At 55.0% G+C, this 12,143-nt stretch carries 11 protein-coding genes; 5 read left to right on the top strand and 6 right to left on the bottom strand.

What is annotated here, in order from left to right; genetic code table 11:
* Positions 1-77 precede the first annotated feature (77 nt).
* The 5 genes from AAEZ03_RS18945 (at position 78) to AAEZ03_RS18925 (ending at position 6,501) form a co-directional block, all read left to right on the top strand.
* Positions 78-317: a DUF3077 domain-containing protein gene (locus AAEZ03_RS18945; protein ID WP_350580709.1), complete on the top strand. Its 240-nt coding sequence runs from the start codon at positions 78-80 to the stop codon at positions 315-317.
* Positions 314-3,106, top strand: coding sequence for a DUF927 domain-containing protein (locus AAEZ03_RS18940; protein WP_350580706.1), 2,793 nt, complete (start codon positions 314-316; stop codon positions 3,104-3,106). The genes AAEZ03_RS18945 and AAEZ03_RS18940 overlap by 4 nt, the downstream gene beginning before the upstream one ends.
* 142 nt (positions 3,107-3,248) lie before the next feature.
* Entirely contained in the window at positions 3,249-3,917 is a 669-nt protein-coding gene (locus AAEZ03_RS18935; RefSeq protein ID WP_350580703.1) for an HK97 family phage prohead protease, read from the top strand.
* A gap of 1 nt (position 3,918) precedes the next feature.
* Positions 3,919-5,181 (top strand): phage major capsid protein, encoded by a 1,263-nt coding sequence (locus AAEZ03_RS18930; protein WP_350580700.1) that lies wholly within the window; start codon positions 3,919-3,921, stop codon positions 5,179-5,181.
* Positions 5,182-6,150: 969 nt separating this feature from the next.
* Positions 6,151-6,501 (top strand): DUF6124 family protein, encoded by a 351-nt coding sequence (locus tag AAEZ03_RS18925; protein ID WP_350580698.1) that lies wholly within the window; start codon positions 6,151-6,153, stop codon positions 6,499-6,501.
* 47 nt (positions 6,502-6,548) lie between these two features.
* On the opposite strand, the gene AAEZ03_RS18920 is transcribed toward AAEZ03_RS18925, so the two are convergent.
* The 6 genes from AAEZ03_RS18920 to nthA all read right to left on the bottom strand — a co-directional run bounded on the left by AAEZ03_RS18920 (position 6,549) and on the right by nthA (position 12,106).
* Positions 6,549-7,115, bottom strand: a complete 567-nt coding sequence (locus AAEZ03_RS18920; RefSeq protein ID WP_350580695.1) for a TetR/AcrR family transcriptional regulator — start codon at positions 7,113-7,115, stop codon at positions 6,549-6,551.
* Between the two features lie 111 nt (positions 7,116-7,226).
* Positions 7,227-8,243, bottom strand: coding sequence for an AraC family transcriptional regulator (locus AAEZ03_RS18915; protein WP_350580692.1), 1,017 nt, complete (start codon positions 8,241-8,243; stop codon positions 7,227-7,229).
* Positions 8,244-8,247: 4 nt separating this feature from the next.
* Positions 8,248-9,540, bottom strand: coding sequence for a methyl-accepting chemotaxis protein (locus tag AAEZ03_RS18910; RefSeq protein WP_350580690.1), 1,293 nt, complete (start codon positions 9,538-9,540; stop codon positions 8,248-8,250).
* Positions 9,541-9,552: 12 nt separating this feature from the next.
* Positions 9,553-10,806, bottom strand: coding sequence for a GTP-binding protein (locus AAEZ03_RS18905; protein WP_350580687.1), 1,254 nt, complete (start codon positions 10,804-10,806; stop codon positions 9,553-9,555).
* Positions 10,803-11,465, bottom strand: a complete 663-nt coding sequence (nthB, locus tag AAEZ03_RS18900; RefSeq protein WP_350580684.1) for a nitrile hydratase subunit beta — start codon at positions 11,463-11,465, stop codon at positions 10,803-10,805. Before nthB ends, AAEZ03_RS18905 begins: the two co-directional genes overlap by 4 nt.
* A 41-nt stretch (positions 11,466-11,506) precedes the next feature.
* Positions 11,507-12,106: a nitrile hydratase subunit alpha gene (gene nthA / locus AAEZ03_RS18895; protein WP_350580681.1), complete on the bottom strand. Its 600-nt coding sequence runs from the start codon at positions 12,104-12,106 to the stop codon at positions 11,507-11,509.
* Positions 12,107-12,143 lie beyond the last annotated feature (37 nt).

Below are 12,143 nucleotides of genomic sequence, written 5' to 3'. Positions count from 1 at the left end.
GTTTTTTAGTCATGGAGAGTTCCTCGATAGATGTATTTTCCACCTATCGAGGTGTCCGGGGAAATTAGACCACCACAGTGAACTTCTCGCCTGTGGATGGTATTCACTTATTCAAAGTAAATCCTGACGTACCTGTAATTGATGCCTTGGAGCATGCTTCATGCTTGATGAGCTGCGTCAACTACCTCACCCTGCTTGGCGGCGCAGGAGATGACTCTGGCAGTGTAATTTGGGCAGCTCATTACTTAGGGGAAATGGCGAAAGCTATTATTGATGATGCCGCTAACGGAATTTTTCGCGCGGATGATAAAGCATGACCCGCTCTCAAAGACGGCCCAGCTTCGCTGATGTGAAAGCTGCCTCCCTGAAGGACATTGAACGCGTACTGACTCACTGGCTACCCAACGGAAAACGCGAAGGCGGCGGCAAGGAATACACCGCCCCAAACCCAACCCGCACAGACAAACACGCCGGATCGTTCAAGGTGAACCTGAGCAAAGGCACCTGGTCGGACTTCGCAACCGGAGATAAGGGTGGAGACCTGATTGACCTAGTGCGTTATCTAGATGGCGGTACAGACGTTGAGGCATGCAACAAGCTCGCTGACTTTCTAGGCGTAACCGTCGGCACCTCAAACAATGAAAAATCGCCTCTCAGCAAAACAGCCGCGTGGGTGCCCATACTTCCAATCCCAGACAGCGCCATGCGTAAGATTCCGGCTAAGCATCGCCAGCACGGGGCGCCATCGAGGGTATGGATCTATCGGGACGCCTCCAGCCAGCCACTGATGGCCCTCTACCGCTTTGACCTGGGCCTAGATGACAGAGGTACAACACGCAAGGTGTTCGCGCCGCTGACATGGTGCAAAGATGCCCGCGGATCCAGTCAGTGGCGGTGGCAAGGTCTGAATGCACCTCGGCCACTTTTGCGTCTAGATGAGTTGTCGAAACGTCCTGCTGATCCTGTCGTTTTATGTGAGGGTGAAAAAGCCGCCGATGCTGCCGGAAAGCTGCTGCCTGGCTACGTCTCTACGTGCTGGCTCAACGGCACGAACTCTTGGCAAAAAGCGGATTTCCTTCCCTTGGTAGGCCGTGATGTATTGCTCTGGCCAGACAACGATAGTCCGGGCTTGCATTGCATGGTGGAGATCGAAAAACACCTGCTCAAAATCGGCGCAGGGTCAATACGGAGCGTTCCGATAGCCGCACTAAGCGATCAGCTTTCCGAAGGGGACGATGCGGCGGATTTTGAGTCCTCTGGATGGACCAGCGAGCGACTTGATGCGCTGATTGCAGGCTTGAGCCCCGCCAAAAAAGAGGTTGGCCACGCCAAGCAAAAACCGGATTCGTCCCACTCAACCGGCTTTCGTGTCACCGCGGATGGCGTGTTCTACTCGAGTGAGGATGGCGAGGCGAGGCCAGTATGCTCGCGGCTTGAAATTCTTGCGCGTACACGGGACGAAAAAGGCCACAACTGGGGTTTGCTGGTGGAGTTCGATGACCCTGACGGTGACCGAAAGCGGTGGAACATCCCAGCTCGCAGCATGGCTGGTGACTTTGGCAAAGAAGTGCTGGGGCCGCTTGTCGATATGGGGCTTCGGCTCGCAGGTGCCCGCGCAGCTCGGAATTCACGCAATGACCTCCAGAGCTACCTGCAAGGCTATGACAGTAAAGATCGAGCTCGGTTGGTGACTAGGCTTGGCTGGCAAGGCAATGCTTATTTGCTGCCGGATCAGCAGATAGGGGTAGGCCCGGAGCGGCTGCATTTTTACGATGCAGGGGCTCAACTTCCGCCGATCAGCCGATCCGGCTCACTCGATCAATGGCAACGCAACATCGGTGCGCTGTGCGTCGATAACCACCGCCTGGCCTTTGTCGTATGTGTTGCGTTCGCAGGCCCGCTGCTGCATCTGCTGGGACAGGAGTCGGGGGGATTCCATCTGTACGGTGATAGCTCGGGTGGGAAGACTACGCACCTGCAGGTAGCAGCCTCAGTTTACGGCGGCCAACGATTGGTGCGTTCCTGGCGGTCAACTGATAACGCCTTGGAATCGATAGCGGCGGCGCACTCAGACGGTTTGTTAGTTTTGGATGAGATCGGAATGTGCGACCCCCGCATTATCGGGGAAACGGTCTATATGCTAGGTAATGGGGCCGGGAAAGCGCGCGCTAACGATCGCGGGCTGGTGGGGAGACAGGTTCAAGAGTGGAGGCTGCTATTTCTCTCTACCGGTGAAAAAACACTGGCTCAGCACATGTCTGAGGCTCATAAGGAACTGAAAGCGGGCATGGAAGTTCGTCTACTTGCTGTGCCCGCTGACGCAGGGAAAGGGATGGGTATGTTTGAGGCGCTCCATGGCTTCGCAGATGCTGCGGCGCTCTCTGATGCGTTGAAAGCGCGGGCAGGAAAGTACTACGGCGCCCCACTGTTGGAGTTCCTGAACAACCTCTGCGCGCCCGGTCAAATCGAAGGTTATCGCATCCTTATGCGACGGACTGTGGAACGCTTTGTCACTGAGTCATTGCCGCCCAACGCCAGCGGGCAAGCACAGCGTGCCGCTGGCAGATTTGGCTTAGCGGCAGCAGCCGGTGAGCTTGCAACCGCACTTGGAGTCACTGGGTGGCCGGACGGAACGGCCACTAAAGCAGCGGAGGTCTGCTTGGCAGCCTGGCTCGGCGAGCGTGGTGGAGCTGGAAACATGGAAGGTGACGCCATCATTTCGCGGTTGAGGGGCGTAATCGAGCGGTATGGGGAAAGCCGATTCACTAGATGGGACGCCATTGCGGCCAAAACAGACGATCACGCCCCACGAACTACTGATCGCCTGGGTTTCAGGAGAACGATTGAACATGGCCTGGGTGATGAAACCTATACGTCCGTTACATACTACTTCCTAGCTACAACTTGGCGAGACGACGTGTTCAAAGGAATGAACGTAGTTGCCGTAAATAAAGAGTTGATAAAACGAGGCATCCTTGAACCAGCAGGCGATGGAAAGGCTTCACAGTCAATTTCACTACCGGGAATGCCCAAGACAAGAGCATATATAGTTAATGCTTCGGCGCTACTTGACCTGGATTCAGCCCGACAATCTATCTCGGCTTAAACCCCATAATTGCCGCTTGCATTTTCGGCGCACCGTAAGATAATGACAGTGTAAAGCGTGTGACGCGCTTTACACCCGTTACAGTTGCGCGTGATGCGACCCTGAGCGGCAAATATCATATTTGTCACTTATGGACTTTTATATGCACACATTCCACTCTGCACCACTTCATCTTAAGCTCTTAGACGCCAATCAAACCCGCACCGGTGAGTTCTCAGGATATGCCTCAACTTTTGGTGGCGATCCTGATTCCCAGGGGCATGTTATTGAGCCTGGGGCCTTCAAAAAAAGCCTTTCACGCCACTCTGCTGAAGGGACAAAGCCTGCAATGTTGTGGCAGCATAATAGAAATCAACCTGTAGGCGTCTGGATGTCTATGGTTGAGGATAGCCGAGGACTGCTTGTTTCCGGCAAGCTAACACTTGATGTTGCGCTTGCAAAAGAGAGTTATGCGCTTATGAAAGATGGTGCTCTAGCAATGAGCATTGGTTTTTTCATGCTGGATGCCAAGCCGCTAGGCGCAGGTCTGAGTCTGGTAAAAGAAATAGATCTATTAGAAGTTAGCTTGGTATCCTTACCAGCCAACAAACATGCCATTATTACTGAGGTTAAATCCTTTAACCCAAACAACCCCAGAGAATTCGAAAGGCAAGTGCGCGACGCACTTGGGCTTTCATCCCGCGAAGCCAAAAGGCTTATGTCGGGCGGCTGGTCTGCTCTTGTCCGAGATGAACAGAGTGATAACAGCCAAGAACTTGCATTAATTGCAAGCAGACTTGAAGAAATCACTAAAACATTGAGGACAAATTAAGATGAGCAATGAGATCGTATTAAAAGCTCTTGAAGAACACGCCAACGCTATGGAAGGCTTTCGCGCCGGAATTCAATCGGATATTGCGACTGTAAAAAACCAGGTCAGTGACCTAAGTGCTGAAGTTGATAAAAAATTGGGTATTCGAAAAAACCTGTCTTATGTTGACGTTGTTGGCGGTGGACTTAAGGCCGGTACTTTTCAAGACATGAAAACTGGCGACATTATCGATGCAACTGGCAGCATCATCAAGCGAGGCAGTATGGAACGCAGTGACACAAAAGGACTGATTGGCGAGTTCTCACATAGTGAGCAATTTAAATCCTTGGCTAATGGTGCCACTTCTACTGGCCGGGTACAGATTGAGGGCATTACGCTCAAAGCGCTTACCAACTCCGGGCAAGGTGTCGCAGGCACTACTGGATTCGACGTTCAGCCTCAAAGAGCTGAGGGCATCTACAACGACCCTCGTCGCCCGCTCACGCTGTTGGATGTGATTCCGTCTCTGCCAGTTGACTCAAGCTCTTTCGAATACATGCAGTTGCAAAACTACGTCAACACAGCAGCGTTCCAGACTGAGGAAGGTCAACAAAAATCTGAATCCAGCTTTGAAATGACTCCAGAGACTGCAAACATCGCTACGGTAGCTCACTGGACGAAGGCATCGGTTCAGGTACTCTCCGATGCTCCTGCGCTCGGCCAAAAGCTGATGAATCTCTTGGAGTATGGCGTTCTCGCCAAGCTAGAAAGCGAGATCGTCGCCGGGGCTGGTGGGAAAGGTAAAATCAAAGGGTTGGTAGAGCTGGGTATGGATTTCGTACCGAGCGGTGTAGCCGACCCCGCCACGCTCACTCCCACTGATCGCATTGGCGCTGCGGTGGTCAATCTTCAGGCAAATGGTTGGAAGCCTGGGCTGATCATCATGAACCCTGTTGATTGGCAGATCATTGCGTCTCAGAAGGGCGCAGACGGTCAATACGTATTGGGTAGCCCTCGAGACCCTTCGCCATTGACGTTGTGGAACGTACCGGTGGTGCTGACCCCAAGCCTTGCTCGTAACATCTCCATCGTGATGGACCCGGCTCAAGCTGCCATCCTCGATCGCGAGCAGCCTTCCCTGTTGGCAAGCCGTGAGGACGGGCAGAACTTCACGACCAACATGGTCACCTTGCTCGGTGAACTGCGCGCCGGTCTTGCGGTGTTCGCCCCAGGTGCAGTGTTGATCGTCGATGTGAATGGTGAGCTTGGTGCGACTGTACCCTGACAGGCATAGCTAACCGTGTTGGAGCCCGCTCATGCAGCGGGCTTTTTAATGCCTGTTTAGAACACCGGCATCTGTTAGATAACAGGTGTGTTCTTTATTGCGAGGAACGTGTTCCATCCCTCAAACCCTTGATTTTGTTGGCCTTCAGCGCGAAAGGAACACCGCGAACACGCGGAACACCAAAAAATCGGGGTATCGGAAAGCAGGAGAACTCTCACCGAAAAGGCAGGGGGGAGTCTAAGGTTTTTAGGTGGTCAGCTCTAGACCGCTCGCCCCCCTCTCTGCGCAAAGTCGGGAAAAATGGGAGGGGGGGGGTATGGGCAGTAAAGACCACCCTGTATCCCCATATGTATCCCTAACTGACAACAATGCATACAACCCCTTTAATTACAGCCACTTGGAACACCAGTTCAAATGACTGTGTACCACCAAACACCGGTTTCACCACATCGCAAGATGAAATGAAACCAACGAGAAAGCCCGCCTAGTGCGGGCTTTTTTGTGCCTGTCGATAAATAGCCTGTAGTCGCTGACGAGGAACGAAGGCTGCGATGGGTTGCGCAGCGACCCCGCTTTTGAAGGTCCTGCGGCCCTTATCGCAGCCTGCGGCAGCGGCTACAGAGGGCTGGTTAAGCTTTAAAAATCAGCCATTTCGTACGACGCTTCCCTTTCAATCCGCTGAAACATCCTAGAAACTTCCGTTCGCTTGTGCCTGATCATTTCGGGGAATAGTCTCGGCCCATCGCTGCAAAACAGCGGTCGGGTTTAGTCGCCCGTGTTCCCTAGGCGCAAGGCGCCACCTCCGCGAGGCGCTTTTTCTTGGCCTGCGTTTTATGGTGGCCGTGCGCAGGGCGCCCATGTGGCGCGCCGGGTTCCTAGGTGACCGGTCGACTAACCTGCGCATGGCTGCCACCCATTCGTTTAGTCGCGACAAGTGACAGCTCCTTAAACACCCTAGGAGTTGTAACAATGAAAAAGCTGGTTCCCGATCCACCCGCCCTACCCCTGCAAACTGCTGCTCAGTGCGATGCACTGTCGTTAGACCGCGCGGCCACCGAGCGCGCCCTCAATTACTACCTGCACGACCATAAGCCTCCACGGCACGTGGATCAGGCCACGTATGCCATACCCGACAACGTCAATGTAGAAGCGGCTTTGGCCCAAGCGTCAGACTTGTTGCGCTGCGCGGGTGCTTCGGCGAGTGAGGCGGGGAATGGCTTGAGCGGGCATTCGCGCAGTTTGGTGTTGTCCTGCATGCACCTGGTGGAGCTGGCCAAGGCGTATGTGGACAAATCGCTGGATGGTTTGACGACGCACTAAAGCAGCACGCGCGTGGTACAGGCAAAAAAGCAGGCCCCCTCACCCGCTCAAGGCAGAAACCTTATTGCCCGCACCACCGCATCGGCTATGGTCTTAGTAATAAGCTGACGCTGGGCTTTATCCATCGTGGGGCTCAACCATGTCGGCAGGCTGTTGAGCAGAGGCAAAATGGCCGCAAGTGCCCCTTCGCGTAAGGGGCCGCCAGGTTGTTGGCTTAGCTGGCTGACTAGGCCCACGATCTCTGACTCATAGGCAAACCTCAGACGCTCGATACGTGCCTCTATTGGCGCGCTTAGACAATTGACGTCCATGACCGCCAACTTGAAATGCCCGGCCATGTTTTCATGCAAATGAAGATGGCATTCGATCAATTGGGCCAAGCGTTGCTCAGGTGTCATTCGTCGTTTTTTGATCAGTTGAACCTGAGACAACAGTGCCTGATACAGCTCGCTCAGTAACTCGAACAGCAACGCTTCTTTGCTCTCTACATGGTGGTAAATCGCCCCCGGACTTATTCCGATATAGGCGGCCAACTCACGCATGCTGACTTGGCTAAAACTGCGCTCCCTGAATAACTCCAAGGCTTTGTTCTGAACGTCTGCTCGACTTAGCACAAACAATTCCTCGTAGTGCGCGTGCTCACAAACCCTTGTATCCACGCCGCAGTTCTCTGTCTGGAGCGCTTATTGTTATGCATTTTTTGAGTCAAACAATGGCAAAACAACTCAATTGCGTTGATCGTTTTGGCCACAGCCCACATTAAAACGACGATAGTGCCCCGGGCTTTCTCCCGTCCACTTGCGAAAGGCTTTGTGGAAAGAGCTGACGTCTTCAAAGCCTAAATATTCAGCGATGGCTTCAAGCGTCATGCGCGGGTTGTTCATCGCGGTGATCGCCATTTCTTTGCGTACACCGTCCTTAAGCGTCTGGTAGCTTTGCCCTTCCTCGGCCAAGCGCCGACGCAACGTTGAAACCGATGTGTTAAAACGTCCTGCCACGCCTTCGACCGGCGGCCACTGCGCTGCCGGTGACTCGCGCAAAGCCTGGCGGATACGCCGTCCCAATCCGTCTGGCGCACGGTATCTCACCAAGATATTGGCCGGCGCCCTAGCAAGAAATCTCTGCAATTCTTTGGGGGTCCTGCGAATGGGATAATCCAGGCATTGCGCTGCAAACATCAGGCGCGTCGTGGGGCATTCAAATTGCAGATTACGCGTGAACATCACGTGGTAATCATCAATGAACGCGGGCGGCGAGCAACGTGACTCGACCGCTAAAATCGGAATACAACGACCGACCAACCAGCAGGCCACGCCATGGACGATCATCCAGTAGGTGAAATAGGCAAAGGCGCGCTTGGGCGCCGCGTGTTGCTCACGCAGGGCTATTTCGATGTGAGTGGAGTGGCGAACCAAATGCGCGTCAAACCCTTGGAGCATCAACGAGAGAAATCCCAGCGCCGTTTCCAGCCCTTCGCCAAGCGTGGGTTGAGTAATGCTCGCCTCACATAGAAACGCGAAGCTGCCTCGGCGCAGAGGGCGCGGGTCCATGCCAAAAAACTCATCATCAAGACGAGAAGACGTTGTGCGCCATAGGTTGGCATAGGATTGGGTGGATACCCGAGCCGTGTCATCGCTCAGGCAGGCGGGGTCAATACCAGCCTCTCTAAGCAGCATGTCAGGGTCTAACTGACATTCACGCAGCGCTTCACGAACCAGTTGAATGGCGATGCTGTCTTTCATGTGCCTAGCCGTCCATCATGTCGACAGCTTGCTGGGTGGCCTTGCTGGTACGGGTGGCCAGTTTGCGGACCTCATCTGCAACCACTGCAAACCCCCGCCCAGCCTCGCCCGCTCGCGCTGCCTCAATCGCGGCATTTAAAGCCAAGAGGTTGGTCTGGCTGGCTATCCCCTGAATAGTGGCGACAATCTGGGTTAGCTTGCTGAGTGTTTCCTGCATCACACGGTGCTGGTGTTCCTGAGCGTCGCGCATCACGCTTTCTTCATGGTTGGCATGAATATCGGTGATGGCGCCCACCACGCGTTGCGCAGAGCCGTCCTCGGCACGCCGGGTCTGGCCCCGGCCGCGAAACCAGCGGTAAAGACCATTCTTGTGCTTAAGCCGATACTCAACATCAAACGGGGTTTTGCCGCTTCGGTCGTCGACGTGGGCGACAAAAGCGCCAATTGCCCGTGTGCTGTCCTCGGGATGCAAGCGTGAGGTCCAGCTTTCCAATGTATTGGGGAACTCCTCGGCAGTGGTATACCCCAGCAGCCTGCGCATTTGCGAAGACCACCAGATGGTATTTTTGGGGTTCGCCGGGTCACCGGCAACGACCTCGATGTCCCACAGTCCGTCATGGAGCATTTCTCGAGAAATCTCGAAGCGCATCGCCGCCAGTTCGAGTTCTTCATCGCGCAGGTGCTGTTCATGAATATCCCGCAGGCTTCCGCCCATGGCCACAGGTACGCCGTGGGGGTCTCGGCACGATTCACCGCAGACCCTGTACCACCGGTAGTGACCGTCTGGTGCCAGACTCATTCGCACATCGAGCGCAAAGGGGGTGCGCCCACTACGATCCGCCAAGTGCTGGGCAAGGGCATCTAAATGACGTTGACGATCAGCGGGATGTAGCCGCTCGCCCCAACGGCCGAACCGGTCAATACTTTGGGCTTGAGGTGATTCACGCCCCGACCACACCATCACAGATTCCAGCGCAAGCGGAGGGGGGCCGCTCAGTTCCAACTCCCAAAACAGCTCACTGCAGCCTTGAGTGATAAGCGCCCAACGGGACGCCCACTGTTTCACAACAGCGTCACGCTCTGCGAGACGTCCGCGTAACTCGGCCACTTCCAAGGTCAGCGCCTGTGCTTGCTCTTTCAGCAGTCTGCGCTCGTGTAACACGTGCTCCGCGCCTGTCAGGATGCGTCGCAACAAAGGATTTTTCGACGACAATGGCGCGCCTACACAGTCAGGCTGCTCCAGCGTGTCAGCAAGCGGCATCAGTATCCATCGGGTGGTTCGGTTGAAAAAGTGCATGTAACACCTCGCTCAGATGGGCTCAACCGACAATGACTGCATGGCTCGCGTCGACAACGCAGCACTGTCAAAGGCCGCTGCTCCCGGCAGCGCCAACCAGGCCAGCGGTCCAGCGGCTATTTCATCGGTGCTCAGCAAGCACGCGTCGAGCTCGCGCTGTAACAGGTCGGTATCGAGCCCCTGACCGATAAAGACCAACTCCTGCCGGCAATCGCCGACGGTGCTGTCCCACTGGGCCATGATGCCTTGCAACCGATATTTGTCCTGTGGCCATTGCGACGGGTCGGTGAAGTTCCACCAATGGCCGACATAATCCCACTGAAATCGCTTGCCGCTTTGCGCCAACAGGCCTGTTTCCAAGTGCCGACTGGCGAGCCAAAAGTAGCCTTTGCTGCGCAATAGCCAACCGTTGCACCAAGGCCGCTCGAGAAAATCAAGAAAACGCTGCGGGTGTAAAGGCGCTCGTTCACGGTAAACCCACGACGTCACACCATAGGTGTCCGACTCAGAGACCGGTGTATCGCTAGCCTCCATTTTTCTCATCCAGCCGGGGGATGACGCAAGGCTGGGTAAATCAAACAGATGGGTGCCCAAGATGCTGGATAACTCAACATTACCCTGAGTCATCGGGAGGATTCGTGCGGTCGGGTTAAGGCCCGCGATAATCGCACACAGCGCTTGGTAATCAGCCTCACCAATCAGGTCGCGTTTGTTGACGAGAACAACGTTGGCGTATTCCACCTGTTCAATCAGAAGGTCCGTCAGAGGGCGCTGTACACCCTCATCCTCCTCGCGCGCCACGGTCTCATGCGACCCCAGCAACGCCTGAAAAGAGCTGCCATCGACCACTGTCACCAATGTATCAAGCCGCGCCAACTCGCTGAGGCTGAAGCCATCCGCGTCAAGGAAGGCGAAGGTCTGCGCGACCGGCATTGGCTCGGAGATTCCGGTGGATTCTATGAGCAAGTAATCGAAACGCTGCTGACGTGCAAGCTCACTGATGTGCTCCAGCAAATCAGCGCGAAGCGTGCAGCAGATACAGCCATTACTCATCTCGATCAACTCGTCGCGACCGCGGCGCAACGACACTTCGCGCTGCACTTGCTCGGCATCGATGTTGACCTCACTCATGTCATTGACGATGACCGCTACTTTCAAACCTTCGCGATTGCGCAAGATATGGTTCAGCAGTGTTGTTTTACCGGCGCCGAGGAAGCCAGATAGCACGGTCACCGGCAGTCTGCCCGCCACGGCGCCGTCAATCATGCGCTCACCACTTGCGAGCGGTCAGCCTTGCCCAGGTAACTTTCAAACAGGTCGACCACCACGAACCCGTCATCTGCCGCATCACCCCAAAGGTCTTTAACGCGGAACTCGACGTGGTACGAAGGTTGGTGGGCCGCCGTCAAATCACCATGGCCAATCGCATCAGGGAAAGGCCAGAGGTGCGTGGTGCGGTGTTGAATCACGCCTTCTTTGCCCCGGACATAAGCCGGTACGCGTATGTGGCCCGCCACATACTCATCTCGAACGACAACGCGCTCACCCACTTCAAAAGGCGCTCGACCGGTGATCGCCGTACGGCCCGAAGCATGTGCGGGGTTCGCCAGCTTGAAGTGAGAGCCCAACGCTTCATCAAGCTCTCCTTGGGTAATCACGCCTTTTTCGACCATCAAGGTGGCGGTCGCAATGACGTAGCGCTCGTAATACTCCGTTCCGACATGTTGACGAACGTCCAGACGTTCGACGGCATGACGCACCTCATCCACGCTGAACAACTTCATGTGGTCGGCACCGATGAACATCAAGCTGTAGGCCAGATGCTCCCAGTCCTGCTTGAAGACTTGCTTGTAGCTCAAGCTGTTAATGGTATGAGGTACTTTTCCAAAGCCTTGGAAACCACCGAGATCGTGAAAGCCATCCATAATCAAAACTCCGGGAATTGAACGATGATGAGTTGTTTTTCTCAGCCAACACGCGGCAGGGCTACGCCGATCAGCACGTCTTTAGTCACTAACTTCTGAAGCGCCTCTTCACTCATGTTTTCTGAGCCTTCAGGTCTTACGGGTAGCACTAGGTAACGGCTTTCAGCGCTGGTGTCCCACACCTTAACGACCACGTCACTCGGTAACTCAGTCCCCAGTTCACGCAAAACCGTGCGCCCCTCCCGAACCAGACGCGCACGAAACTCAAAGCCCTTGTACCACTCAGGTGGCAGACCCAGCACAGGCCAGTTGGTGCAGGAGCAAAGGCTACAAACAATGACATTCTTAAGGTCCGGCGTATCTTCTAGAGCGACGACGTATTCACCCTGCGGGCCGGTGTATCCGAACTGAGCGCACGCAGCCGTTGCGTCCTTGAGCAAGAGCGCCCGGAACTGCGGATCAACCCAAGCCTTTGCGACCACTCGAGCGCCGTTTTCCGGGCTCCAGTCGTGCTCCATCAGTTGAGTGATCTGCTCGATATAGCCTTCAGGAATGAGCTCTTTATTCTTAAGGACTGCAAATAACGCCCTCGCCCTCTCACCCGGTGTAGACGATGTCGCAGTGGAAACAGGTGTGCTCATGGGATAACTCCTTATCAGTCAGCGCGGTTATGAAGCT

The organism is Pseudomonas sp. HY2-MNA-CIBAN-0224 (assembly GCF_040310285.1).
GTDB classification, from domain to species: domain Bacteria; phylum Pseudomonadota; class Gammaproteobacteria; order Pseudomonadales; family Pseudomonadaceae; genus Aquipseudomonas; species Aquipseudomonas helleri.
The sequence above is the reverse complement of the archived record's forward strand: the minus strand, read 5'-3'. Positions and strand labels throughout refer to the sequence as shown.